The sequence below is a fragment of the Thainema salinarum CENA647 genome, assembly GCF_057732415.1.
In genome coordinates this window covers 2,678,182-2,704,183 of record NZ_JBYJZJ010000022.1, presented here as the reverse complement: position 1 = coordinate 2,704,183, position 26,002 = coordinate 2,678,182, and the positions used below count along the sequence as shown (strand labels likewise).

General features: G+C 50.0%; 18 protein-coding genes. 13 read left to right on the top strand and 5 right to left on the bottom strand.

The window, feature by feature from the left end; genetic code table 11:
- Window positions 1–114: 114 nt before the first annotated feature.
- The gene (locus tag AC286M_RS18780) at window positions 115–1,065 is read right to left on the bottom strand and encodes a DUF2382 domain-containing protein (RefSeq protein ID WP_488205840.1); all 951 of its coding nucleotides are present in this window, start codon (window positions 1,063–1,065) and stop codon (window positions 115–117) included.
- Window positions 1,066–1,507: 442 nt separating this feature from the next.
- Window positions 1,508–2,182 carry a hypothetical protein gene (locus tag AC286M_RS18775; protein WP_488205839.1) on the bottom strand — a complete coding sequence of 225 codons (675 nt, stop codon included), beginning with the start codon at window positions 2,180–2,182 and terminating at the stop codon, window positions 1,508–1,510.
- A 365-nt stretch (window positions 2,183–2,547) separates the two neighbouring features.
- On the opposite strand from AC286M_RS18775, the gene AC286M_RS18770 reads away from it, so the two are divergent.
- Window positions 2,548–3,585, top strand: coding sequence for a PRC and DUF2382 domain-containing protein (locus AC286M_RS18770; protein ID WP_488205838.1), 1,038 nt, complete (start codon window positions 2,548–2,550; stop codon window positions 3,583–3,585).
- A gap of 132 nt (window positions 3,586–3,717) precedes the next feature.
- On the opposite strand, the gene AC286M_RS18765 is transcribed toward AC286M_RS18770, so the two are convergent.
- Window positions 3,718–4,836, bottom strand: coding sequence for a RuBisCO accumulation factor 1 (locus tag AC286M_RS18765; RefSeq protein ID WP_488205837.1), 1,119 nt, complete (start codon window positions 4,834–4,836; stop codon window positions 3,718–3,720).
- A 477-nt stretch (window positions 4,837–5,313) separates the two neighbouring features.
- On the opposite strand from AC286M_RS18765, the gene AC286M_RS18760 reads away from it, so the two are divergent.
- The 10 genes from AC286M_RS18760 to AC286M_RS18715 all read left to right on the top strand — a co-directional run bounded on the left by AC286M_RS18760 (window position 5,314) and on the right by AC286M_RS18715 (window position 19,647).
- Entirely contained in the window at window positions 5,314–6,150 is an 837-nt protein-coding gene (locus AC286M_RS18760; RefSeq protein WP_488205836.1) for a hypothetical protein, read from the top strand.
- Window positions 6,147–6,743 (top strand): glycosyltransferase, encoded by a 597-nt coding sequence (locus AC286M_RS18755; protein WP_488205835.1) that lies wholly within the window; start codon window positions 6,147–6,149, stop codon window positions 6,741–6,743. The genes AC286M_RS18760 and AC286M_RS18755 overlap by 4 nt, the downstream gene beginning before the upstream one ends.
- A gap of 91 nt (window positions 6,744–6,834) precedes the next feature.
- Window positions 6,835–7,494, top strand: coding sequence for a glycosyltransferase (locus tag AC286M_RS18750; RefSeq protein ID WP_488205834.1), 660 nt, complete (start codon window positions 6,835–6,837; stop codon window positions 7,492–7,494).
- A gap of 320 nt (window positions 7,495–7,814) precedes the next feature.
- The gene (gene asnB, locus AC286M_RS18745) at window positions 7,815–9,695 is read left to right on the top strand and encodes an asparagine synthase (glutamine-hydrolyzing) (RefSeq protein WP_488205833.1); all 1,881 of its coding nucleotides are present in this window, start codon (window positions 7,815–7,817) and stop codon (window positions 9,693–9,695) included.
- Window positions 9,696–9,760: 65 nt separating this feature from the next.
- Window positions 9,761–11,302, top strand: coding sequence for an FAD-dependent oxidoreductase (locus AC286M_RS18740; protein ID WP_488205832.1), 1,542 nt, complete (start codon window positions 9,761–9,763; stop codon window positions 11,300–11,302).
- Window positions 11,303–11,360: 58 nt separating this feature from the next.
- Entirely contained in the window at window positions 11,361–12,347 is a 987-nt protein-coding gene (locus tag AC286M_RS18735) for an NAD-dependent epimerase/dehydratase family protein (RefSeq protein WP_488205831.1), read from the top strand.
- A gap of 179 nt (window positions 12,348–12,526) precedes the next feature.
- The gene (locus AC286M_RS18730) at window positions 12,527–13,291 is read left to right on the top strand and encodes an acyltransferase (protein WP_488205830.1); all 765 of its coding nucleotides are present in this window, start codon (window positions 12,527–12,529) and stop codon (window positions 13,289–13,291) included.
- 109 nt (window positions 13,292–13,400) lie between these two features.
- On the top strand, window positions 13,401–14,402 hold the full coding sequence (locus tag AC286M_RS18725) for a lysylphosphatidylglycerol synthase transmembrane domain-containing protein (protein WP_488205829.1): 1,002 nt from the start codon (window positions 13,401–13,403) through the stop codon (window positions 14,400–14,402).
- A 252-nt stretch (window positions 14,403–14,654) separates the two neighbouring features.
- The gene (locus AC286M_RS18720; protein ID WP_488205828.1) at window positions 14,655–15,611 is read left to right on the top strand and encodes an alpha/beta hydrolase; all 957 of its coding nucleotides are present in this window, start codon (window positions 14,655–14,657) and stop codon (window positions 15,609–15,611) included.
- Between the two features lie 637 nt (window positions 15,612–16,248).
- Window positions 16,249–19,647, top strand: a complete 3,399-nt coding sequence (locus AC286M_RS18715; RefSeq protein ID WP_488205827.1) for an Ig-like domain-containing protein — start codon at window positions 16,249–16,251, stop codon at window positions 19,645–19,647.
- 140 nt (window positions 19,648–19,787) lie between these two features.
- On the opposite strand, the gene AC286M_RS18710 is transcribed toward AC286M_RS18715, so the two are convergent.
- A complete protein-coding gene (locus AC286M_RS18710) occupies window positions 19,788–22,001 on the bottom strand; it encodes an EAL domain-containing protein (RefSeq protein ID WP_488205826.1) in 2,214 nt (737 codons plus the stop codon).
- Window positions 22,002–22,027: 26 nt separating this feature from the next.
- On the opposite strand from AC286M_RS18710, the gene AC286M_RS18705 reads away from it, so the two are divergent.
- Window positions 22,028–23,443 (top strand): IS4 family transposase, encoded by a 1,416-nt coding sequence (locus tag AC286M_RS18705; protein WP_488203605.1) that lies wholly within the window; start codon window positions 22,028–22,030, stop codon window positions 23,441–23,443.
- Window positions 23,444–23,449: 6 nt separating this feature from the next.
- On the opposite strand, the gene AC286M_RS18700 is transcribed toward AC286M_RS18705, so the two are convergent.
- Window positions 23,450–23,581 (bottom strand): hypothetical protein, encoded by a 132-nt coding sequence (locus tag AC286M_RS18700; protein WP_488205825.1) that lies wholly within the window; start codon window positions 23,579–23,581, stop codon window positions 23,450–23,452.
- Window positions 23,582–23,696: 115 nt separating this feature from the next.
- Here AC286M_RS18700 and AC286M_RS18695 point away from each other — a divergent pair, with 115 nt between their 5' ends.
- Window positions 23,697–25,976 carry an AAA family ATPase gene (locus AC286M_RS18695; protein ID WP_488205824.1) on the top strand — a complete coding sequence of 760 codons (2,280 nt, stop codon included), beginning with the start codon at window positions 23,697–23,699 and terminating at the stop codon, window positions 25,974–25,976.
- Window positions 25,977–26,002 lie beyond the last annotated feature (26 nt).

Genomic DNA, 26,002 nt, shown 5'->3' with positions numbered 1-26,002 from the left:
TAGTGGATGAACTCGTCAAATAGAAAAGTGCGCCACCGCTCTACGAGCGGCGACGCACTTTTCGTCCTTCTTTACGTTTTAGCGCAAAGAAGGGATTGAGAGAAGACCAGTTAATTACCGCTGGACAACGTCAGGATTGTCGTTGGTATCGATATCCAACTCTTCACGACGAACTTTCTCACGTCCACTGACGGTATCCCGATCAACTTCCTTACGGACATCAACTTCTTCGCGGACAAACGCTTCTTTACGGACATCAGCTTTCTCAGCATAAACATCCATATGAGCTACCTCGCCCTCTTTGAAGTCGGGGTTGCGGTTGGTTGCAGTTGTAGAAGTAGGCTGATGGCGCTCAATGACAACGCGCTCATTTTCAACCGGAACAGATACTTCTTGAGTATCTGACTTGACTCGTTTGCCAACCGTTACGGAACCAGCCTTGAAGCGATCCTTATCAGCAACCAAGCGTTCTTGATACAACCGAATCGGTTCATGGGATTCGCGATCCATACCGTACAGGCCTGGTTCGCTATTGTAGTCATAACTATTGGCACTGGCAGCAGCGTTAGCAGTTGCATTGGACTGTCCAGACTTGTACTGCTTAGCACCGTATAGGGCAGCACTGCCAGGATAAGATGCAGACGTATCAGCGTTATATTCCCGACCTGTGTACCGACCGCTACGGGTTACACCCATATCGCGGTAGCTGCTGCGTACGCGATCTTCGTAGTCGCGATCGACGGTCATATCTTCTCTGTACTCAGGTAAGTTCTCAACCTGCTGCTTAGTCAGACCATCAACATGGACGCGCCGCTGATCGTAATCGAAGTGCGCTAGTCCGACAGGAAGCAGGATATCTTTACCAAAAATCCAAAAACCAGTGTCAACGACTAAATACCGGATATTACCCGTGTTTTGCTCGAACAATGCATCTTTAACAGAACCTACTTTGTCGTTGCCAGAGTAGACACTGTACTCATCGAAATGAGCTGCTTCGCGATTGCCGCTATTTTTAAACGTTTCGCGATAATTTGGATAAGCGTCTTTAAATTTAATAAGAGCCATGTATTGAACCTCTTGTTGTGTCAACAGCGTGTGATTACCTTCATATTAGAAATGTTATGGATTTAACTCATGATTCTGTTGATAGAATTACCACCAATAGACTCTCTTATAGAGGGTACAGATCATCTCCTCTAACAGGGTATTTAACTAATGCTTTTGACTACAAATTAGTAGAAGATCCTCACCTTTTGGTTTATTACTTAAACACATTCGTCTCGCGCTGTATTTATTTAGCTACAGAAAATTGGCGGTTAGCTTTCAGCATTTATTTGATTACAGGAAATTGACGGTTAGCTTTCAGCCACTAGCAATTTATAGAAGCCTATAGATTTCCATAAATTCAAAAGCCAGGAAGATCTTCCTGGCTTTTGAATTTATATTTGAGTTAATCGATTAATCAACAGTTCAAAAACAATTTGAAATCATTGATTCCAGAAACTGCTTACGTGTTGTAGGTTCGAGGCTTACGTGCGCCAACGGTCGCACCAATTAGCGCGGCAACTAATCCCAACAGAGAGCCCAACAGAAAAGACCATGCTGCTTTGGCTGCATTCGCTGAATACTGCTGTGCTTCCTGGGGACTAACATTAGGAATAGCGGCACCCGGATTGGTTGGAGAAACACCACCTGGTTCCTGAACTTGGTTAAAGACCTCGCCTGCATTTGAAGCAATGATGCCAAAGGTACCCGAAATACCGCTAGCTAATAACCAAAGGCTAACTGCGATCGTCGTGGCCCATAAAATTGTGCCGTTTAACATAGCCGTTTTTTTGTTCATCGGGCCACAGGTACTAGCCATCAACCAGCTCCCTAGGAAGAGCGCAATAAATAAGCTGATAATTGACCAGATGCCAACGCCTAAACCAACTGCACCAGGATTCGTGCTGTCGGAACCAATGGTCAAACCAATCGACGCGCCAAGCGCACTCAGTAAAAGCTGAGCTGCGATCGCAACAAAAATTCCTGCCACGATGGGGCCCCAACGAACCCGATCATGGTATTCAACAATGGGATTTCCCGCAGTCATGCGAGCGGCATCATAGGGCGCATTTGTATAGGGCGCATTAGGGTCATAGGGCTGATTGGGTCGTTCGTTCGATCGTTCTGTGTAGGCCATTCTTCCGGTTCCCTCTGAAATTAGATCAAATAGGTCAAACTTGAGTCAAAGTCTTAGACTTACCGTTCACGTAGCGCAACGATAATGTGAACACATGTAAACATTGCTGTGAACACAGCAACGTGAAATCAGAGAAGTCTAAATATTTCCTCAACCTTATGAGTTTGATACAAAATAGGACTCTACCCTTCGGCGGAAGCTGCTGATTTTTTTAGTTATCAAAGAGTATCCAAAGGAATACCTAAATGCTCTACATGATAGACGTTTCAAAACTATAAGTTATTTCCATTGAGCGATGAAATAGAGGTGTAAAAAATTGAGAATTATGAGACGCAATAATTAACCTCACTTAACACCTCACGACTATGGCGCTCTTCAAAATTACCGATCGATATCCAGACTATAAAGACCGCTTTTTTGGCGGGCATGATGTGAAAGGGTCTGCAGTGTACACTCATGCGCAACATGAGAAAGTTGGCAGCATTCGCAATGTTTTAGTTGATGAAGCAAACCAAATCCGTTATCTCGTAGTCAGTACCGGCCCGTGGGTATTTAGCAAAAACGTTCTACTGCCCATTGGTTGCTGTGTAGACCAGCCAAACCGCAATCGCAGTTACATTACTGACTTGACCAAGAGCCAGGTTCATGACCTGCCTGAGTATAAAGACGAAATGGTAGCCCATCCAAACGATGCGGCTCAGTCCAATGGCAAGGGACAGACTCACTGGGTCAATAACATGACAAGTGTTGAGGACTCCGTGCCAGTTGAGCTGTCAGTGCCTGTAGAAGAAGCCGGGCTAAAGGGATATATTCCGTTACAGTCAATGGCAAGACCAACTCATCAGTCTACTGTTATTCAGCCGGATATCCAGCCTCACACTGAATCTACGATGCCCGCTAAGTCGAATGGTTACAATCAAGAGCCGGATCTCCATGCCGCTAATGATCCCAATCATCACCGAGTACAGCTTTACGAAGAGCGCTTAGTGGCGGATAAATATCAGCAGAAGGCGGGTGAGGTAACAATTTCTAAACGGGTTGAAACCACTCAGACTGAAACCAATCTACCGCTGCGCAAAGAAAAAATCATTATTGAGATTGAATCAGTGGGTGGTGTAACCCGCGTTAATACCCCCAATGGCAACATCCAAAACGGCGAATCCGTACACATGGATGTTTATGGGGAACAGGCAAATCTTCGGAAAGAACCTGTTGTGTATCAGGAAGTCAATATCCGTAAGGAAGTTGCAACGGATGTAGTGACCGCTCGTGAAACGCTACGACGCGAAGAACTTGACGTTCAACCCCATGAAGCCCCCGCTCGTGAAACGCTACGACGCGAAAAGCTTGATGTCCAATCCCATGAAGCTCCAGATGCGACCAACCGTTCTCATCGAATTTAGGGACGTTCAAAACAAACGTTCAAAAACAGACGTTGACCGCTACGCACGTAGCGGTCAACGTCTGTTTAAACGTTTTCCTAGACTTTAATGCCGATAATGCCGAGATTTGGATACGAGTGCGATCACCGTTACCTACTCGTCAAGCTGCCACAGTTCCGTCGTATATTCTTCATCCAGCACTTTCTGCGGACGAAGCAGCAGTACTAAACGGCCTAACAGGGCAACTTGTGGAGCTTCACTAAACCACTGCAACTGCAATTGATTGTCTGCATCCACCACAAAGTAGCTATCGGCCTGCCACTGGCGCTGGGCTCGATCAATCAAGAGTAAAATTGACTCTGTTTTGCCAGGCAGTTCAGTCGGCATCTGATCGCTTTGAGCCAATAGGGCAACTGGATCTTCAGCATTCAGGACAACTTGCCAACCCGGTAAAGGCACCCAAGCTCCACTACCGGAAAATTTAACGACTCGAAATTCTCCGTCCTCATCCGCTAGGGGTACCGCTTTGTAGTCATCTACGCTAATCGGCCATTCACCGGCAACCGGGACGATACGCGGTAGTTCCTCCATCTCCTCTAAGCGGTAAACGGGCAGGCGAGGTGCTTCCTTTGGCTTACTGGCCACAGGCGCAAAGTCCAGCAGCAATTTCTCAATTTCTTGACGCGCCCGCTCACTGTGAACAAACCGCAATGCTTGAGCAATTAACCGCGATCGCGCTTGCAGGTCTTCTGATTGACGGGCCAGACGCCAATACCAGTAGGCAAAAGCATCACCAGCGTTGTCGCCAAAGCCCTCTGGCAAATCAGTGCGCCAGGAATAGTCTTTCATCGCTTTGGCTAATTCGTGAGCATCGTCAAACTCTAGTCCTCGGTTAACAATTAGCTCCGCCGCTTTAGCCCGATCGGTCTGGGACAAAATTCTCAGCTCGTACAAAATGTCGCTGCCTTTTTGCCCAAAATGCGATCGCGTTTGATCGGCAACACCCGCTGCCACAAGCGACTGGAAGACTTGCGCACCAACAATCACCTGATTTTGCTGAACAGGTTCAAAACCCGTTTCTTCAAAGATGCGTTGAGGTGAATAGCCTGCTTTTTGCAATGATTGACAAGCTTGGCCCCAATCGACCCACTGGCCTTGTTTTCGCCGCAACAACAAAACTAGCTCATCGACATCAATATTCGACTCATTAGGTGCTTGAGAAGGGCTTTGAGGATTCTCTGGATTCGGTGTATTGGATTGTTGATCAGCCATAGCAGTGGTTGGTTCAATCGGGCAGTGTCCAATTCTTTATTTTGAGGGAAAGTGCCCGACTTGGCACGGAAGTTGTTCGAAAACTTAGTCTGACCATACTGCCCAACCCCAGCCATTCTGTAGCCACATGTTCCGTAGCGAACGGAGATGACGGCCAACTTCACAGAACCTCAACAAACCATCTAAATGAAAACGCTGTAAGCCGTGGCCTATCTGAACTTCATTCAGCTCCTGTCTTTTATAAAGGTTGAGTAAATACACGTAGAGGAACCTAGCATTCAACCAATTTCTTCAGCAAAACTGTTAAGTGCATCGATGGGGAGGTTGACGATCCGCAATAACCTTGTACGAGTCATCCGTACAAACTGCGATCGCACCTAATCTAAATCAGGTTGTATCCCTCGGCGTATTGTCTTAAACGGTTAGCCAGTGGAACGGGACGGAATGCCACAGACGGATTCATTAAACCCAAGCACGTTGTCATCAGAGTCAAAACTCATAGTTGCTGACGCTCACGTACACATCTACGACTGCTTCAATCTCGATCAGTTCCTGGATGCCTCTTATCAAAACTTCAGCCAAATTGCGGCTCGTCAGGATAATCAGCTCCCATTTTTGGGTGTTTTATTCTTGACCGAGACGATCCGCGATCGCTATTTCCAGAAACTCTCCCAGCTCGCTGCGGGTAAATCCACAGAGGCGCTAACCCAAAAGTGGCAGTTCCGCGCCACTGGCGAAGCGGAATCGCTCTACGCCTACACCAACGCGGGAGCAGAACTTTGCATTATTGCTGGTCGGCAGATTGTAACGGCTGAGAACTTAGAAGTCTTGGCACTGGGCACCGCTGAACTGTTCGAGGATGGTCAGCCCATTGACAACGTTGTAGATGCGGTTCATCAAGCGGGTGGACTACCTGTCATCCCTTGGGGATTCGGCAAGTGGATTGGGCATCGCGGCACCGTTCTAACCGAGCTACTGGAAGCCGAACAGCCAACTATCTTCCTCGGCGATAACAGCGGTCGGCCCCTATTTTGGAAACGCCCTCCCTATTTTGAAACCGTTGAGAAAAAAGGGCTTTGTGTCCTACCTGGAACCGATCCACTGCCCTTCACCTCTGAAACAAATCGTCCGGGTAAGTATGGCTTCATGATGCAGGTTGCCATCGACGCTCAAATGCCAGCCGCTAGTCTCAAGCAGGCGGTAATGAATTCCCCCACCTCTTTAAAGACCTACGGGTCTTTAGAATCCCCAGTTCGGTTCGTTCGAAATCAGATTGCGATGCAGATTACCAAGCGACAAAGGAGAAGCGCATGAAAGCACTCGTCATAGCACCCCAACCCTTTTTCTCTCCCCGTGGCACTCCTTTCAGTGTCTACTATCGAACGCTGATCACCGCCGAACTTGGAGCCGAAGTGGATCTCCTAACCTACGGTGAGGGAGACGATATCGAAATTCCTGGCGTCCGGATGATTCGGATTCCTCACTTTCCGTTTCTGGGCAGCGTCAAAATTGGGCCTTCTAAGCTAAAGCTGTTTCTGGATGTCTTCATTGTGCTGTGGACGATTGGTCTGCTGATTCGCAATAAGTACGATCTGGTTCACGCTCACGAAGAAGCGATCTTCATTTGCCCCATCCTGAAACCCATTTTCGGTTTTAAGCTGATTTACGATATGCACTCCAGCCTGCCGGAACAGCTCACCAACTTCAAGTTCACCACTTCTAAGACATTGATCAATCTCTTTAAGCGGTTAGAAGACTGGTGTCTTCGGGCAGCGGATGCCACCATCACCATTTGCCCAAGCCTCTACAACTACGCGCTCAGCATTGTTGATGACGAAAGCAAGGTTTGTTTAATTGAGAACTCCATCTTTGATGATGTTCAGATCCGCAAAACTCCAGCCAACTAGTCCCGTAATTTGGATTTAGCCCCCTCGAAACTGGTGGAATAACTGGTTTACATTCACCTTTTTGATCACTTCAAAACAAGAAGATTAAGCTATGGTTATCGCTCAACAGCTTCACACTGAAGAACAAGATATTCTTACCCGAGTTGCTGATAAAAATCTGGTTGTTTATGCCGGAACTCTAGAACCTTATCAGGGCATTCATATTCTAGTTCGCGCCTTTAAACATGTTCTGGAGCAGGATCCAACAGCATTTTTGCTGATCGTCGGTGGCACACCTGAGCAGGTTGATGAATACAAGCGGCTTGCAGACCGCTGTGAAATTGGCCAGCACTGCCACTTCACGGGCCGTGTATTCCAAACCGTTGCCAAGCATTACGCTGATCATGCCGATGTGCAAATCTCCTCGCGCATCAGCGGCACCAACACCCCGCTAAAAGTGTATGAGCAGCTGGCACGGGGTATTCCTATTGTTGCTACCAACATCTACTCACACACTCAGGTGTTGAATGATGAGGTCGCCTTCCTGGTTGAGCCCACCGCTGAAGACATGGCACGTGGCATCATCTCAGCTTTGACCAATCCAGAAGAGGCAAAACGACGGGCGGAAAATGCACAGGCGCTTTATGAAAATCGCTACTCTCGTCGCGTTTATACAGACAAGATGAAGCGTTTGTTTCAATATCTCGATCTATTTGAAGATCGTTCACCCCATGTTGAACCAAAGAACATGATGGGCATGCTTTACAAGTAAAACTTGGTAACTAGACGCATCATGACAGATCAAGCCAGCATTCGCGTATGTTGAAAGGCTACAAAGCCCAGGTTATCGCCATGCTGGCTTTGCTTTAGGCAGTTTTCGAGGGTGCGATCGCAATTCGTGGTTCATCACAGTCAGCAATTTGCACTGGTTCACGACGCTTTAACCGACCCCATCTGTCTTGAATTGGATTGTGGGTAGTTCTCAAAAGGTAATGATTTTTTGTTATGTGGGCGCTGCCCACATAACAAAAAATCATTACCTAACTACCACTACCGGATTGTGTACTCATCTAGTTGGAGCACTGAGAAACTATGTGCGGAATTGCAGGGATTGCGGCTTTAAATGGCTCGACGCCTCCAACCTTGGAACAGCTTCAGGCCGTCTGTAACACGCTAACCCACCGAGGCCCAGACGATTTGGGTACTCACGTGCAGGACGGTGTGGCAATGGGTATGCGCCGACTGTCAATTATTGACCTAGGCGGTGGTCGTCAGCCCATTTTTAATGAAGACCGCACCATCTTGACCGTTTTCAACGGTGAAATCTACAACTTCCAAGAACTTCGGGAAAAACTGGAAGCCTGCGGTCACACCTTTAGAACTCATACCGATACGGAAGTGATCGTCCATGCCTATGAAGAGTTTGGCCTGGATTTTCCTAAGTATTTGAACGGCATGTTTGCGATCGCAGTTCATGACACTGTGAAGAAGAAGCTGATCCTGGTGCGCGATCACATTGGCATCAAGCCCTTCTACTATGCGTTTAATTCTCAGTATTTAGTTTGGGGTTCCGAAATCAAGTCCATCCTCGAAAGCGGCCTCGTTAGTAAAACGCTAGATTTGGATGCGCTAGGTGAGTTCTTTGCTTGGGAATATGTCCCCGGCACCGCCACCTTATTTAAAGAAATCCGCAAGCTGGAACCGGGCGCGATGATGGAAATCGACCTGGGCAATCCCCGCTGCGAACCCTATGCGTTCTGGGATATTCCCCAGTTTGATGAAGAAGGCTCTAACCTCAGCGATGCCGAATGGGAAGATCGCCTGGAAGAGCAACTGCGTAAAGCGGTGGAAATGCAACTGGTCAGCGACGTACCCCTAGGCGCATTTCTCTCCGGTGGAGTCGATTCCTCGCTGATGGTGGCCTACATGGGCGACGCCAAAACCTTCAGCATTGGCTTCGATGACCCCACCTATAACGAACTGGCTTGGTCGCAGCAAGTTGCCGATCACCTCGGCACCGACCACACGACGGAAGTGATTAAGCCCCACGTGGCCGACATGTTTGAGCATCTGATGCACTACATGGACGACCCCATTGGCGACTTCTCCATCTTCCCGACCTACCTCGTGTCGAAACTGGCACGGCAGCACGTGACGGTTTCGCTCAGCGGTGACGGCGGTGACGAGCTATTCGGTGGCTACGAAACCTATCTGGCCGACGATAAGGCTCGGCAGTATCAGCGGATTCCAGCCGTGCTCCGCAATGGCGTGATCAAGAATGTCATTAACTCGCTGCGGCCTCAGCCTGCCAAAAAAGGATTAATCAATAAAGCCAAGCGCTTCATTGAGGGAATGGAGCATCCCGAAGATCTCTCCCACGCTCGCTGGCGCATGTTTGCGGGCGATACAGTACGCCAGGAACTCTTCACCACGGGCGCTCAAAAAGAATTAGTCACTCCCGCCGCAGATCACATCCTCAAGCTGTTTGAACAAGCGGGTGAGCGGCAGCCCCTCAATCGCAGTCTGTACGTTGACCTCAAGAGCTACCTGAGCGACAACATTCTAGTCAAAGTGGATCGGATGTCGATGGCGGTTTCGCTGGAGGCGCGGGTTCCCTACCTGGATAAAAACGTGGTGGAAATGGCCTTCCAGATTCCGTCGCGGTTGAAGGTGGCTGACGGTCAAACCAAGGTACTGCAAAAGCGGGTAGCAGCGCGCCACATTCCGGAAAGCTGCGTTTACCGTCCGAAAGAAGGGTTCAGCATTCCCATCAAGCACTGGTTGGGCACCCAGTTCCGACCCATTATGGAAGACTACCTCGATCCAAAAATGATTCGCGATCAGGGCGTTTTTCAGCCTGAAACCATTGAACGCCTCAAGCAAGAACACTTGGCTGGTACGGCCAATCATAGCCATCTGCTCTGGTCGCTGATTGTGTTCCAAAGCTGGCGGCGGCACTGGTTGGATTCTTAATTCACGCTGCAGGGGACTGGCATCGGTGCTAGCACCCTGCATTATTTTTATTACGTTTGAGAACTATGTCGAAGATTATTCGAGACCCGGCGGCAGCGGCGACTCAAACCCACGACCTGATTATTATTGGGGGCGGGATCTACGGTGCCATGCTGTCGCTGACAGCAGCAATGAGCGGTTTGCGGCCTTTGCTGCTGGAGCGCGGTGATTTTGGTGGTGAAACGAGCTACAACAGCTTACGGATTTTGCATGGCGGCCTGCGCTATCTGCAAACGCTGGATTTGCCTCGCTTCTTTGAGTCCGTGGGTGAGCGTCATTGGTTCCTCCGCACGTTTCCGGCACTGACTGAAACGCTGTCCTGCCTGATGCCGCTGTATGGGGATGGGGCGCGCAAGCCGCCAATCTTGAAAGTAGCGCTGACCCTCAATGACCTGCTCAGCACCACTCGTAATCAAGGCGTTAAGCCAGAGCGCCAGTTACCCAATGGCCAAGTCATCACCAGCCAGCAAGTGCAGGACAGGTTTGGCCAAGTTGATACCGAGGGATTGCAGGGCGGCGCGGTTTGGTATGACGGCGGTATGCCCGATTCTCAGCGGGTCGTGATCAGCATGCTGCAGTGGGCGACACAGCTAGGCGCAACGGTACTCAACTATGTTGAAGCCAAGGAACTGAAGACAGCACAGGGTAAAGTGGTTGGTGTTGTCGGTCAGGATCAGGTCAGCGGTATCGTTTACGAATACAGCTCCAATGTCGTAATCAATGCCGCTGGCCCCTGGTGTCGCGAGCTGGCAGCTCAGTTTGATCAAGACGTGCCTGACCTTTTCCGCAGCTCGATTGCCTGGAATGCTCTGTTTGATCGACCTGCGATCGCAGATCATGCCCTTGCGATCGCACCGAAGAAACCCAATGCCCGCACCTATTTCCTGAGGCCTTGGAAGGGGCGGTTCCTGCTGGGAACGGTACATGATCCTTGGCTCGATCCGGTACAGTCGAAGCCCATGCCCACCGACGAGCAGCTTCAGGCTTGCATTGATGATCTGAATATGGCGATTCCAGGACTCAACCTGTCATCGCAAGAAGTTGTGCGGATTTTCTCCGGCCTGCTGCCCGCTGCGGAAGAAGGCACCGAGAAGCTTGCTAAGCGGGAAGTGATTCTGGATCACGGCAAGCAAGGCAAGGTTAAGGGACTTTACAGCGTATCGGGTGTGAAGTTCACAACGGCGCGCTTGGTGGCGGAAAAGACGTTAAGGGTCGTTTTTCCGAATTGCGATCGCAAACTCCAGGCCACTGCCAAACAAAAGGTTCCTGCCGAGGTGATTCAAAAGCGCGGCGATTTTAGCTACGACTGGATGCCGGAGGCAGGCGACACCGAGTGGCTGACCGAAATGTGGCAAATCATTCAGGACGAGGCGGTTGTGCATTTAGACGATTTGGTGCTGAGGCGCACGAGCATCGGCGACAATCCAGAGCGAGCATTGCAGGTCGCGCCCCGTCTTTGCGAACTCTTTGGCTGGGATTTTGCCCGCACTCAAGCGGAACTGGGCAGACTACAAGCATATTTCGATGCCGTTAATCCTCAGCCCGCGAAAGTAGCGATTGAAACTTGACTTAGTCGCGCCTATCCATATACATCCATCAACTCTTAATCTCAGGGAGGAACGATTCATGAAAGCTCTCGTAACTGGAGCAAATGGCTTTACCGGCAGCTATCTGACCAAGCATCTGCTGGAAAAAGGGCATCAAGTCCGAGTGTTAGTGCGGAAAGGCTCCAATTTGAGCGCGCTGGAAGGGCTGCCCGTTGAGTATGCCTATGCCGATTTGGCTGATTCTGCGCCGCTGGATGAGAGCGTTATGTCCGGTATCGACGTGGTTTACCACATTGCGGCTCTCTACCGGGCTGAAAACGTTCCGGTTCAGACGTTCTGGGACGTAAATTTGAATGGCACCAAAAAGGTTTTAGAAGCCGCCAAAATTGCCAACGTGAAGCGGTTTGTCCATTGCAGCACTGTTGGTGTACAGGGCGAAATTTCAAAGCCACCTGCGACCGAAGAGGCTCCCTACAAGCCGGGTGACTACTATCAGCAGTCGAAGCTGGAAGGCGAACTGTATGCGCTCGACTTCTTTAAGCGGGAAAACATGGCGGGTACAGTCGTCCGTCCAGTTGGCATCTATGGCCCTGGCGATACCCGCTTTCTGAAGCTGTTCAAGTACATTTATCAAGGCAAATTCCGCATGATCGGCAGCGGCAAGGTGCTGTACCACATGACCTTTGTGGAAGATTTGGCGCGGGGCATTGCATTGGCTGGCGAAAAAGATGAAGCGATTGGCGAAATCTTTACGATTGGTGGCAACGAGTACGTGCCGCTGAGCGAAATGGTGAAGATGATTTCTGATGTCTTCAACAAACCCGTCTCCAACTTCAAGATTCCGGTTTGGCCAGTTTGGTTTGCCGGACTCCTCTGCGAAATCATCTGCAAGCCGCTGAATATTGATCCGCCGATCTATCGCCGCCGGGTTGACTTTTTCTTGAAAGACCGCGCCTTCGATATTTCTAAAGCCAAGAAGCTGTTGGGCTATGAACCCCAAGTTCCCTTAGAGAAGGGAATTCGGATTACAGGCGAATGGTACGAGAAAGAAGGCTGGCTTGCCTAAGCTTTATAAAATCCAACTTGTGTGTAAATTCTCGGAGAGTCCACCGTCATTGCATGGAGGTTCTCCGAGTTTCAACTTAAGGTGGGTTTGGGATTAAGTGCTTACAGCTAATTACTCAGCTATCAGGCTACTTGATCGGCCTCGCTAAATTTCATCGCTAGATTTTAAGAACGCGCACTATGGTTGCATCCAAAGACGAACGGATTCTAATTACAAAGACTCCTCTGAGTCAGCAGCTCAGCCAATCCAGCTCTTCGCTTCTGGGTCGCTATCAGGCTAAAGCGCTTGGCGATAGCAGCCTGATGGCCTTGATTCGCTATGAACTGCTCCAGTTTTTGTTTGGCGACCTCAGCGGCGCACCGGGCTATCTGCTGCGGAAGATGACGTATCCCAAACTGTTTAAGCAGGCGGGCCGAGGTGTCATTTTCGGCAAGGGGCTGGCAATTCGGCATCCCGGTAAAATCAGCTTGGGTGAGCGCGTTGCAATTGACGACTACAGCCTGTTAGATGCCAGCGGTGCAGGCGAGCAGGGAATCAAGATTGGAGCCGATGTGATTATTTCCCGCAACTGTGTGATTCAGGGTAAAACTGGCCCCGTCTCCATTGGCCGCAAAACCGACATTGGCTGCAACACAATTCTGTCATCCGGCGGCGGCATTGAAATTGGTGAATCTGCTCTGATCGCTGGGAACTGCTATATCGGCGGCGGACGCTACGTAACCGATCGGCTCGATATTCCGATGATGGAGCAAGGTGTTTACACCAAAGGCCCGGTTGTAATTGGTGATGGCGCTTGGATTGGAGCTGGAGCAACTGTGCTAGACGGCGTTCGAGTTGGTAAAGGCGCAATTGTCGGTGCAGGTGCAGTTGTAACCAAAGATTTACCGGATTATGCGATCGCAGCTGGCGTTCCCGCCAAAGTCATCAAAATCCGCGAACCTTAGTCACAGGCCGTCTATTGGTCAACCTCCAACGATTAACTATTAACTATTAACTATCAACCCTTAACAACTCACCACTTCTCATCGACCTCTCATCACTGGAACTGCATCCGTGAACAGAAAAAAAGCACTTCAGACCGGACTTAAATTTGCCATTTCTATCGCCCTGATGGTCTGGATTCTCCAGGGTGTTGATCTGACAGAAACACTTGCAATTATTGGTTCTGCAAATGTCTTTGTCCTGCTGTTTGCCTTCCTATTCAAGCTCTTTGGATATTACATTAGCGCAATTCGATGGCGTCTTCTGTTACGAGCACAAGGCGCGGATGCCAGCATTCCGTTTTTGATCAGCTCTTACTGGGTTGGTTTTTTCTTCAACAACATTTTGCCTTCCAGTATTGGCGGTGATGTAATTCGCGTCTACGATTCCTGGAGAGCTGGAGCCAATCGAGCAACGGCTTTAACCGTTATTTTTGTCGATCGCTTTCAAGGTGTTCTGGCACTGATGTTTATTGTGCTCGTGATGCTCTTGATTCCTAGTCCGCTCACGGCCAACATACCACTCACTGGATTAGGCGTGTTTCTAGGGCTGATTGGGATGCTTGTTCTATGCTGGCTAATCTTCGTTACTCCACGCACTCTCTCAAACTTGGTCAGTCAAATTCAGTGGAAACCCGTGCAGAAACTTAGTACAACGCTGGGTAAAATTGCGACCGCATTTGAAGTCTTTCAACAACAAAAGCGAGTCTTATTCAATGCCTTATGGCTATCATTTTTGCTTCAGATCAATGTTGTCATTTACCACTATATTGTAGCTGTAGCTCTCAATTTGGACGTTCCATTTTATAGCTACTTTATTACCATTCCTATCATCACTCTCATTATTACATTGCCGATTTCCATCAACGGTATTGGGGTTCGTGAGCAACTCTTTATAACTTTCTTCGCTGTCTTTGCAGTAGCAAAAACAGAAGCATTGGCCTATTCGCTGTTGCTCTATGCTATTCTGCTAATTCAAGGTTTGATAGGTGGTTTAGTCTATGCACTACGCAGAGAAAATATCTCTAAAATGCAAAGTCAGTCTGCATTAAAAGAGGAAAATCCCCAGGCTTAATTCTAGTGATTTATTTTTAGAGTTTTGTATTGACTGATTCATAAACTCGATCCCTTAGTGGTGCAGAAAACTTTTTTGAGTCTCACAGTGGACAGCTTAGATAGCCAAAACAGTGGCTGAAACCTACTATCCTCGTTCAATTTCCTGAAAGACTCGAAAATCACTGTCTCAATGAGAATCCTTGACACATAAGGGTTCCAGGAGTTTTCTGCACCACCAAGACTCGATCCACCAAGTTGAATTTGAATTCAAATGCTAGTTAGTCAAGGTAAAGCTAGATTCTACGAATCATTTAGCGATCAACATCGATATTGGAAGTGGTTATATCAATTAATTAGCCATTTCTATCATCGCTATCATCATTTAGAACTAAAGCGAATTCTAAATCTGCGAATTGCATCTCCTCAGCCTACCAAAACAGTTCGGTTCTATGCAGATGACCTACAGTTAGTGGGTGATGTTTATTTACCTCGTGAGAATCCAACGGCTTCTACGATTGTTTTGCTACACGGTTCATCAGTTTTTGGTCGAAAGCTAACGCTGATGAGGGCTCTAGCTCAAGAAATGCGTGCTTTGGGTTATGCCGTGTTTGTCTTTGACATGCGGGGCTACGGACAATCACAAGATCCGCAGGAATATGGTGTTCAGAACTTTGACTTTGCTCAGGATGTTGTATCGGCAGTTGACTATTTGAAAGCCAATTATCCTGAACATAGCGAAAATCTCTATGTATTTGGTCATTCCTGGGGTGGTGCAGTTGCGCTGGCAGCACAAGCTCGCGATCCGCGTATTCAAAAAACGATTTCGTTTGGGCCACCACGTCGGCTATCAGAGCGATTTTTAAATCCTGAAGCACGGGAGAAAAAGAAGCTACTGATGCGATGGCAAGCTGATATGCAACTGAACCATCCGATCAGCTTTGAACTGTGGCAACAGGTACTAGAGCCGCTCAATATTGAAAACTACGTTGATACCTTTTCACAAAGTACCCAAAAGCCCATTTTCTTGGTTGATGCCGAAAATGAACCGGCGGCTGACTTACAGTTTCTGCGCGATATTTATCGGACGTCTTCCAACCAAATCCAGTACTGGACAGCACCACAGACGGATCATTATTTAGGCAGCGGCTTTATATTCGGCATTCCCTGCTACGACAAAGAAATGGTTTCTAACTTTGTCACTCGTATACATCAGTGGCTGATTTCTTGAATTACAGCGATAGCCATATTGAGTAAATCTCGCGGGGCGCTCAAATTCCTATCCCCGCCGCAAGCGGACGGGGCATTACGGAATTTGCCCTTCGGGACGCACTCCCGCGCTACCACTAACGTGGCAAGCCACGGGGAATTAGACCCACAGAGATTAAGACGTTTTTGTGGCGCGGCAAAGCCGCGCCACAAAAACATTTATTTTCTAACAGAACTGAGCCAAATTCATTAATTTTCAAGCACAACAGAAGCGGCTAGCGGTCAGCTAGCCGCTTCTGTTGCGTTGGCTTAATTCGCTTCTAGAAAACTAAGTATGCTTGTGAAGCTAGTGTGAATAACAACCTTCACTGATGACAAATAATCCGTAAAAATAGCTAACTAGAAATAAAGAAGAAGCAGATGCGATCGCATCTTTTCTTACTTTTATTTTTACTGATAAATCATCAAAAACTGTGGTAAGCCTCCCAAACTGTGCCTGCTGTTTTTGAAAATCACTAGCTCATAAGAAAAACAACCTAGATACTGAAAAGCCCGCGCAGAATGCGCGGGTTTCTCAATGGGAATTACACATGAGCAGTTTGAGGGATTGCATCAACCATTTAGCCTCCATTATTTGATAAAAAGGAAACGAAGACGAAATGGATCTAATCCGTCGCATTGAAGCAGAAAGTTTGAATTTAGCGGGATATGTAACCGCATCTAAAAGCTTTGCTTCGGGTGGTGCCTATATTGAGCTAAATAGTGCAGGCTCAGGAACTGCCACCACTACGTTTGCTGCACTGGGTGATGCCCCTGCCGGAACGTATAACATCACCATCGGTGCTTATGATGAGTCGGATGGTGCCTCGCAGTTATCTCTCTATGTTGATGGGCAGCTAGTTGGTACAACAATCCTCAACCAAAGCGCTGGTGGAACCCGCGCTGAGGCCCGCAACTTAAGACAAATTACGTTTCAAGGTGTTAACTTAACGCCAACTTCTCAAATTCAACTTGTAGGAACACTGGATGCAGGGGAACAGGCTCGCGTTGATTACCTAGAATTTTCGCTCGTGCAAGCGACTGGTGGAGGTGGAACGACTCCGCCCGCCAACCAATCCCCCGATGCGGTCAACGACACGGCCAGCACAACTGCGAATACTGCCGTATCTATTGACGTCTTGGGCAACGATATTGACCCCGATGGCAATCCGCTAAGCATTACCTCTGTGCAGCCAACTTCTGCTCAAGGCGGCAGCGTTGTTGTGAATTCAAACGGAACCTTACAGTACACGCCTGCGGCTAACTTCAGTGGGACGGATACGTTTACTTACACCATCCAGGATGGTCAAGGTGGACAGGATACAGCAACGGTTACTGTCAATGTTGCACCGCCTGTAACACCTCCTCCCAGTGGAGGTAGACCTGTAACTTCCCTCAAAGTCGAAGCCGAGAACATGGTGCTGGCCAACGGCTATGAAGTAGAAAGCCAGAGCTTTGCATCCGGTGGCAAGATGATTCGGCTGAATAACAATGCCACTGAAGGAAGCGCGACGATCGCCTCATTTGACAATGGTTCTGGCGTTTATAAAGTGACACTGGTTGTTCACGATGAGAGTGATGGGATCTCAACCCTGAAGCTGGTAGTAGATGGACAGCAGGTTGCTGTGGTGGCAATGGATCAGAGTGCAGGCGGCACTCGCGCCACAGCGCAAAACCGACGCTTCATCGAGATTCCCAACATCACCCTCAACGAAGGAGCGCAAGTTCAGATCATCGGCACGCTCAACAGTGGTGAAGTTGCTCGGATTGACTACGTCCAGTTTGACCCTATTTCGACACCAACCAATCGTCCACCGGATGCGGTCAATGACACGGCTAATACCGATGCCAACACGGCAGTGTTCATTAATGTGCTGGGCAATGACACTGATCCGGATGGCAATCCTCTCAGTATCACTGGGGTGCAATCTACGTCTGCCCAGGGCGGCAGCGTTGTTGTGAATTCAAACGGAACCCTACAGTACACGCCTGCAGCTAATTTCAGTGGAACAGATACATTTACCTACACCATTCAAGATGGTCAGGGTGGACAGGACACGGCAACGATTACTGTGAATGTTGCGCCTCCTCCCAGTAGCGGTAAACCTGCAACTTCACTCAAAGTCGAAGCCGAGAACATGGTGCTGGCCAACGGCTATGAGGTGGAAAGCCAAACCTTTGCCTCTGGCGGCAAGATGATTCGGCTGAATAACAATGCCACTGAAGGAAGTGCGACGATCACCTCATTCGACAACGGTTCTGGCGTTTATAAAGTGACACTGGTTGTTCACGATGAGAGTGATGGCATCTCAACCCTGAAACTGCTGGTAAATGGACAGCAGGTTGCTGTCGTAGCAATGGACAAGAGTGCAGGCGGCACTCGCGCCACAGCGCAGAACCGACGTTTCATCGAGATTCCCAACATCACCATCAATGAAGGAGCGCAAGTTCAGATCATCGGTACGCTCAACAGTGGTGAAGTTGCTCGGATTGACTATGTCCAGTTTGACCCTATTTCGACACCAACCAATCGTCCACCCGATGCGGTCAATGACACAGCGAATACCGATGCCAATACGGCAGTGTCCATTAACGTCTTAGGCAATGACACTGACCCCGATGGCAATCCACTGAGTATAACTGGGGTGCAATCTACGTCTGCACAGGGTGGCAGCGTTGTAGTTAATGCCAACGGTACGGTGAACTATACGCCCGCTGGAGATTTTAGCGGTACGGATACATTCACCTATACGATTCAGGATAGTCAGGGTGGACAGGACACGGCAACCGTAACCGTGACGGTCGCACCGTTGCCGACTAATCCAGGAACCGCCAACTATGCGAATGCTGTTCAAGGCATTATCGCGAATCTCAACACTCGGACGGTGTTGAAGCCTGTGTATGGCAATTTAGCGACGCCTAAGATCATGGCGCTAGGAGACTCCATTACAGCGGGTGTCCATCGCAACAGTCCCTATCCTGGAGCTTATCGAGTCCAGATGTGGGAACGATTTGAGGAGGATGGCTTAGTTGGCAATGCACAAACTGTGAACTTCGTAGGTTCGCAGAAAAACACCAATGCCCCAGCCAGCCTTTTAGATGTCGATCATGAGGGACATCCTGGGGAAAAGATTAGCTACATTAGCAGTCTGGTTGATGGCGGGTTGATGAGTGCGTATCAGCCGGATGCGGTTCTGTTGATGATTGGGACGAATGATGCGGGTGGCCATAATCCATCGGGCATGATCAAGAGTTTAGAATCTCTGATCAACAAAATTACCGCTCAATCGCCGGAGACGTATCTCTTAGTTTCAACCATTACGCCGATTCCATCGGATCGCGATCGCGGATCGGTTGCATCTTCGCAAACCGTTGAAGAATATAACCGACTGATTCGGGAGCTAGTTCCGAAAAAGATTGCAGAAGGCAAGAGAATTAAGCTAGTTGAAGCAGGCGGCAGCTTAACCTGGGATGACATGCTGGCCAACGATGCCCTGCACCCAACGGCGGCAGGCTATGACAAGATGGGCAATACTTGGTATGACTCATTGATTGGCAAAGATGCGATCGCAACCAATGTGACAAACCTCGTCGGTAGTCGGTATAGCGATACCCTAATTGGCAATGGTGGCAACAATATCCTGCAAGGAAATGGTGGCGATGACATCTTGACCGGGGGCGGCGGCAGCGATACGTTTGCTTATACCAATCCGAATCAAGGTATAGATGCGATCACCGACTTTGGCGCAAACGATTTCTTCCAAATTTTGGCCTCTGCTTTCGGTGGTGGTCTAACGACTGGGATGAGTTTGGCCAGCAACACAGCCTCCAGTACGGGTGCATTGGTCGTTGGTTCAAACCCGACTGCGGTGGGGAACAACGCTAATTTCCTGTACAACACCAGCAATGGCCTATTGAGTTTTGATGTCGATGGTGTTGGTGGGCAAAGCGCTGTTGGGCTTGCTTATCTGAGCAATCGACCTGCTTCTCTATCGGTCAATCAGTTTCAAATCGTGTAGTCTCAGACCATTGCGGCTTTGCGGCTACAGATTATTCTCAGCCTTTTAACGCGGTGAGGCGAGAAGCCTGAGGAGTTGGTGGTTGCAAGTGTTTGTAAAGGTATTATCGGGTCGCCGCATCCAGTGGCTAGATAATACCTTTACAAAAGGTCGTCTAAAAACTGGGCAGCAGACTCGGCATCCATTGGTCTAGAAAATAGATATCCCTGGGCAAGTTCACACTTGAGGAGCTTAAGCTGAGTGACCTGCTTATTATTTTCAACGCCTTCGGCTACAACTTCAATACCAAGATTCCATGCGAGGGAAGCGACAGTCCGGATGATTTCAAGTTTAGAAAAGTCGCTGTCGGCCTGTTGAATAAAGGATGAATCAATTTTGAGGATATCAATTGGAAACAAATGCAGGTGGCTCAAGGATGAATAGCCCGTGCCAAAATCATCCATACATAGTTGAACACCTAATGCTTTGAGCTGACCCATTTGTGCTGAAGCATGTTCAACATTTTCCATGATGGCGCTCTCAGTAATTTCTAAAGTCAGACAGCTTGGCTCCAATCCTGTTTCTGCCAGAATGGCTTGAATTTGGTTAATCAGATTATCTTGGGCAAACTGGCGACGCGAAATATTAATGCTGATAGACAGTGGGGAATCACTGTAGTATTGCTGCTGCCACTGGCGAATTTGTTGACAGGCTTGTTCCAGTGACCACCAACTAATGGGGACAATCAGCCCCGTTTCTTCAGCGATCTTGATAAATTCGGCGGGCATGACAATGCCTTTTTCGGGGTGCTGCCAGCGAATCAGTGCCTCAAACCCAATGATGCGACGGCTGCGTAGGGACACAATGGGCTGATAATATAGCTTAAATTCTTGGCGATTCAGCGCCTGACGCAAATCGGACTCCATGCTAAGCGCTGCGATCGCAGATTCTCGCATAGCCTGAGTAAAAAACGCATACTGCCCTTTACCAGATGCTTTGGCATGATACATGGCTGTATCGGCATCTCGCAAAAATTCCTCGGGCTGCGTGTAGTCCACCGAACTCATGACAATCCCAATACTGGCGTTGACATAGACTTCGCGGTTTTCTAAATGAATTGGGCGGCTGAGTTCGTCTTGAATTCGCTGCACAATGGTGATGGCGCTCTGGTCAGACTGGACGAATTCGAGCAGCGCCACAAATTCATCTCCCCCGAGCCGCGCACAAGTATCGCTATTGCGCAAACCTTTTTTTAGGCGTTCTGCCACCGTAATCAGTAGCTGGTCGCCCACCAAATGCCCCATACTGTCGTTGATCAGCTTGAAGCGGTCTAGATCGAGGAAAATGACCGCAAACGCCATATCTTCATAGCGCTGCACCATTCGCATCGCATGTTCAAGCCGATCCATAAACAGGGAGCGATTGGCTAATCCAGTTAGCTGATCGTGCAGAGCAAGATAGCGGAGCTGATCGTTGGTGGTTTTGCTAATCGTAATATCGGTTTGGAAACCAGCAATTCGGCGCGCTTCTCCGTGGGGATCCCGGAGGGCTAATCCTCGACTTTGCATCCAGCGATAGGAACCATCTCGATGCAGTAGCCGATACTCGCTGCGGAACTGTGGCGTCAAACCTTGAGCATGGTGATCAACCGCCTGATACAGCTTTTTGATGTCCTCAGGATGCACGCGGCTCATCCACTCGGAAAGCTTGTTGTCTAACTCATGATCAGCGTAACCGAGCGTGGATTTCCACGCGGCTGAAAAATAAACTGCATTGGTGCGTAAGTTCCAGTCCCAGACGCCATCATGGGAGCCATTAACGGCGAGAGCGTAGCGTTCTTCACTTTCCCGCAGGACGGACTCAATCGCCTGTAGTTCATTCACCTGCTGCCGCAGTTTTGCCTGAACAACCTCGGCCTGAGCGACCTGCTGCGTCATCTCCCGCACCTGCTGCCGTTCTAGGGCAAGGACAATGATTTGACCGATAGCCCGCAGAAAAATGAGACCTTCACCAAAGTTGAGAGGTCGGTGCGATCGCAGAGTTTGAATTTCCAGGATGCCGTAAAGGGAAGACTGCCGCCGCAGTGGAATGCTAATGCTGCTAAACGAGTGAGTCGAATTGGCTGATTCAAAGCTTTCCGGCAGTGAAAAACGGGTCTCCTGGCCCCAGTCCTCAATCATGAGAGGCTGGGTCATCCGCAACAAATAGTCACCGTAGGAACCGGGGGCAACCTCTATTTGAGGCAGTGTTGATAACTGCGACCAGCCGACTCCGGCTTGTAGGTGGAGCGACTGTTGATGCGGCAAATATTGCCAAATGCCAACCCGCTGAACTGCGATCGCATTTGAAATACTATAGACGAATGGCACTGACATAAGAGAGCAAAAAAGGCTTCAAGCGCCTGATTTGTCAGAATCAAACCGTTGAAGCCCATAACCTTGCCTCTATGATGCCGAATCGTGCGGACGTTCTCAAGGCCAACTATCAGAGCAGCATCGGTCTACCCTTTGCTGAGATGCTGCCGGAAGCAGAGATTGAAACTGTGCTGAGCGAGCAGGGAATCCGATATCGACAAGTCCTCTACACTCCCATGGTCGTCCTGTGGAGTTGGCTCTCCCAAGTGCTGGATGCCGACAGCAGTCTCAGCCATGCAGTCAAGCGAGTGGTGACCTGGATGAGCGTGTCGGGATTGGAGGTGCCCTCAGCCGATACCGGGGGCTATAGTAAAGCACGAAAACGCCTTCCCGAGTCGATATTTCCGCCCCTGTTCGAGCGGGTGGTGAGGGCGTTGCAGCGCCAAGTCTCCCCAGAGCAACGCTGGTGTGGCCGTCCGGTTAAAGCCTTTGATGCGACGACGGTCTTGATGAGTGACACGCAGGCCAACCAAGCCGAGTATCCTCAACACAGCAATCAGAAAGAGGGCTGCGGCTTTCCGATTCTCAAACTCCAAGTGTGGTTTTGTGTCACCACGGGAGCGGTTATGGCCGTGGCGATGGCTCCGTTGCGGGTGAGTGAATGGCGTCTAGCCCGCCAACTCTATCAGAAACTGCGCCCCGAGGATGTGGTGGTGGCCGATTCAGCCTATGGCACCTATGTAGATTTGGCCTGGGTCGCCCGGATGGGAGCCGATGCTGTCTTTCGCAAGCATCATCAGCGCCGCTGCGATTTCAGACGGGGCAAAAAACTGGGCATTGGCGATCACATCGTCCGCTGGCAGCGCCCGAAGCAATGCCCTCAAGCCCTCAAGCCGCAGGAGTTCGAGGCTCTGGCGGCATCCATTGAGGTGCGGGAAGTGTATCTCTTCATTCAGGTTCCTGGGTTTCGCCCGACCAACTTTGTGGTGGTAACGACGCTACTCGATCCCAACCGCTATCCCAAAGCTAAACTTGCCGAACTCTATCAGCTCCGCTGGCAGGCCGCCGAAGTTAATCTCCGGCATCTCAAAACCACCTTAGCCATGGAGATGATTGCTGCCAAAACACCCACCATGGTGAGCAAAAGTATTTGGGTGCATCTGTTGGCCTACAATCTGCTTCGCACCCTGATGTGGGAGGCGACAGCCGACGGCGAGGTCGGGGTGTTGCGAGTCTCTCTACAAGGTGCTCGGCAACAGTTCAATCACTTCCGGCCTGAGTTGCTGCATCTAGCTCCATCCGAACGACGGCGAGGCTACCAGGCCTTGTTAAACGTGGTGCGAGAGTTGGTGATTCCGTTTCGACCCAACCGTTCAGAACCCCGAGTTGTAAAGCGCCGTCCCAAACCGTTCCCAAGAATGCAGGAACCTCGCTCCGTCTTGAAAGCCAGGTTGCTAGCTTGATACAGCTTATGTCAGTGCCATTCTACTATAGACAACCTGTTCCATAAACTGGGGCATGGACAGGTCTTGCTGAAGCAAGGTTTCCAGCTCGGTGAGAGCGGCGTTGAGAGTGGCGACATTCAACTTTGGTGCGTTCATACCTTGCTCAAACTATTCGGACTTAGGGAGACAGTCTTACTATTTAGAAAGCCCATATCGGGCAGATTTCTCACAGTGATGCAGAATGCCGTTTGTGCAGTCTGCTTGAAGCGACATGAACCTATTTGATCATCACCGTCAGCAACAAATCGAAGCCGAAGCGCCACTGGCGGCGCGGATGCGTCCACGGACGCTGCAAGAATATGTTGGGCAGGGCCACATTTTGGCACCGGGGCGACTGCTGCGACGGGCAATTGAGGCCGATCAGCTCTCGTCGCTGATTTTCTATGGCCCACCGGGCACGGGTAAAACCACACTGGCGCGGGTAATTGCCAATCGCACCCAAGCGGACTTTATTGCCATCAATGCGGTTTTGGCTGGAGTACAGGCAATTCGAGATGCGATCGCACGGGCGCAGGATCGGCGCGGTCAGTTTGGCCAGCGAACGTTGCTGTTTATCGACGAAGTGCATCGGTTCAACAAAGCGCAGCAGGATGCGCTGTTGCCCTGGGTGGAAAACGGCACGGTGATTCTGATTGGGGCGACGACGGAAAATCCCTATTTCGAAGTGAACAAAGCCCTAGTCAGCCGCTCACGAGTGTTTCAGCTCAAGCCGCTGTCGGCAGAAGACTTGCGCCAGATTGTGCAGCAAACGCTCCAGGATCAGGAACGCGGCTACGGTCAGCAGTCAGTTGAGATTGACCCCACCGCCTTGAAGCATTTGATTAACGTCGCCAACGGTGACGCGCGGGCGTTACTGAATGCGCTGGAACTTGCAGTCGAGACGACTCCGCCCGATTCCAACGGCATCATCCAAATTTCCCTCTTGGTGGCCGAAGAATCGATCCAGCAGCGGGCCGTACTCTATGACAAAGAAGGCGATGCTCATTTCGATACAATCAGCGCTTTTATCAAGAGCCTGCGCGGTTCCGACCCTGATGCGGCGCTGTACTGGCTGGCCCGGATGATCTACAGCGGCGAAAATCCCCATTATTTATTCCGGCGCATGTTAGTGATGGCCAGTGAGGATATCGGCCTCGCGGATTCTCAAGCCATCGTCGTTGTTCAGTCCTGTGCCGCCACGTTTGACCGAGTGGGACTGCCGGAAGGTCACTATGCCCTGGCTCACGCGGCACTGTATCTCGCCAATGCGCCGAAATCCAACAGCGTCCTGGGCTTTTTCGATGCGCTGAAGCTAGTGGAGCAGGAGCAGGCCGACGATGTGCCCAATCATTTAAAGGATGCCACCCGCGATCGCAACACGCTGGGTCACGGTGCAGGCTATCGCTATCCCCATGCCTACCGCGATCACTGGGTGGCGCAGCAGTATCTACCGGGCAATCTCCAGGGACAGGTGTTTTATCAGCCCTCCAATCAGGGAGCCGAAGACCAAATCCGTCGCCAAGTCGCCCGTCGCCGCGAGGAGCAGCTAGCGGCGCTACTCGACGACATTGGCACCTCCCCCGTTGAAAATCTCACCTTTTCGCCCCCGAATAAGAGCCAAGACCGCTGGCTACAGCGCACGATTGGTCAACTCGGTCAGCGGCTCGGCCAAGTCCGCGATCGCATATTTACCCTCGCCCATCTTCAACGTCACCATATCGTCCTCGATCTCAATGCCGGAACCGGATTGCTCACCTGGGAAGCCCTGCGCCAAGTCCCCGAAGGCGGGGTTTACGCGCGTACGATAACTGACGCAGAAGCGAAAACGCTCAGGGAACTGGCCGAAAACTTACCGTCACTCCAGCGACCCATCACGTTTAGCTGTCCGGATCTGGATCAGATCACACAGCCCAACTCCCCGATTGCAGAAGTCCGGTTTGACTGCGTTATCGGGCGCAACGCGCTGGCGACTAATGGCGGTAATCCTGAACATTGGTCGAAACTGCTAAGTGCGATCGCAGATTTGCTAACCGATAATGGTCAAATCATCCTGGCCGAAACCATCCCGTTGCGATCGCAGCGTCTCTACCGTTGGCTGCAACCAGACTGGTTCCCGGCAAACCTGTATCAGCGTTTAGTTGCCGCCGAAGACAGTATTTATGACGCCAAACAGTCCACGTCACAACCGAGTCTAAGCTGGGACGTGGAACAACTGAGTCAAGCCTTCACAACCGCAGGTTTACAGCCCACCATTGAAGTCGAGCAAATCCAGGCCGACTTACGCATTACACCCGCTCTGATCGACCGCTGGTTCCGCATTTCCCCTAAATCTAACTCCCCGGATGCCGCCACCGCTTCCTATGCCGATCACCTCTCCCAGCAGCTAACATCGGACGAAATACAGGAGACTAAAACCATTTTTATGCGTCATTTAAGCCAACAGGTTTTATCCTGGGACAGCGCGATCGCGATCGTCCAAGCGAGGAGTCATAGTTTTGAGAGTGAAAAATGAGGACTGAGTGCTGAGCGCTGAGACGG

Excerpts from the sequence above, each read along its gene's own strand:
- AC286M_RS18765 (WP_488205837.1), bottom strand. The coding sequence starts at position 4,836 with ATGGCTGATCAACAATCCAATACACCGAATCCAGAGAATCCTCAAAGC.
- AC286M_RS18695 (WP_488205824.1), top strand. The coding sequence starts at position 23,697 with ATGAACCTATTTGATCATCACCGTCAGCAACAAATCGAAGCCGAAGCG.
- AC286M_RS18715 (WP_488205827.1), top strand. The coding sequence starts at position 16,249 with ATGGATCTAATCCGTCGCATTGAAGCAGAAAGTTTGAATTTAGCGGGA.
- AC286M_RS18780 (WP_488205840.1), bottom strand. The coding sequence starts at position 1,065 with ATGGCTCTTATTAAATTTAAAGACGCTTATCCAAATTATCGCGAAACG.
- AC286M_RS18720 (WP_488205828.1), top strand. The coding sequence starts at position 14,655 with ATGCTAGTTAGTCAAGGTAAAGCTAGATTCTACGAATCATTTAGCGAT.
- AC286M_RS18735 (WP_488205831.1), top strand. The coding sequence starts at position 11,361 with ATGAAAGCTCTCGTAACTGGAGCAAATGGCTTTACCGGCAGCTATCTG.
- asnB (WP_488205833.1), top strand. The coding sequence starts at position 7,815 with ATGTGCGGAATTGCAGGGATTGCGGCTTTAAATGGCTCGACGCCTCCA.
- AC286M_RS18750 (WP_488205834.1), top strand. The coding sequence starts at position 6,835 with ATGGTTATCGCTCAACAGCTTCACACTGAAGAACAAGATATTCTTACC.
- AC286M_RS18755 (WP_488205835.1), top strand. The coding sequence starts at position 6,147 with ATGAAAGCACTCGTCATAGCACCCCAACCCTTTTTCTCTCCCCGTGGC.
- AC286M_RS18710 (WP_488205826.1), bottom strand. The coding sequence starts at position 22,001 with ATGTCAGTGCCATTCGTCTATAGTATTTCAAATGCGATCGCAGTTCAG.
- AC286M_RS18700 (WP_488205825.1), bottom strand. The coding sequence starts at position 23,581 with ATGAACGCACCAAAGTTGAATGTCGCCACTCTCAACGCCGCTCTCACC.
- AC286M_RS18770 (WP_488205838.1), top strand. The coding sequence starts at position 2,548 with ATGGCGCTCTTCAAAATTACCGATCGATATCCAGACTATAAAGACCGC.
- AC286M_RS18775 (WP_488205839.1), bottom strand. The coding sequence starts at position 2,182 with ATGGCCTACACAGAACGATCGAACGAACGACCCAATCAGCCCTATGAC.
- AC286M_RS18730 (WP_488205830.1), top strand. The coding sequence starts at position 12,527 with ATGGTTGCATCCAAAGACGAACGGATTCTAATTACAAAGACTCCTCTG.
- AC286M_RS18740 (WP_488205832.1), top strand. The coding sequence starts at position 9,761 with ATGTCGAAGATTATTCGAGACCCGGCGGCAGCGGCGACTCAAACCCAC.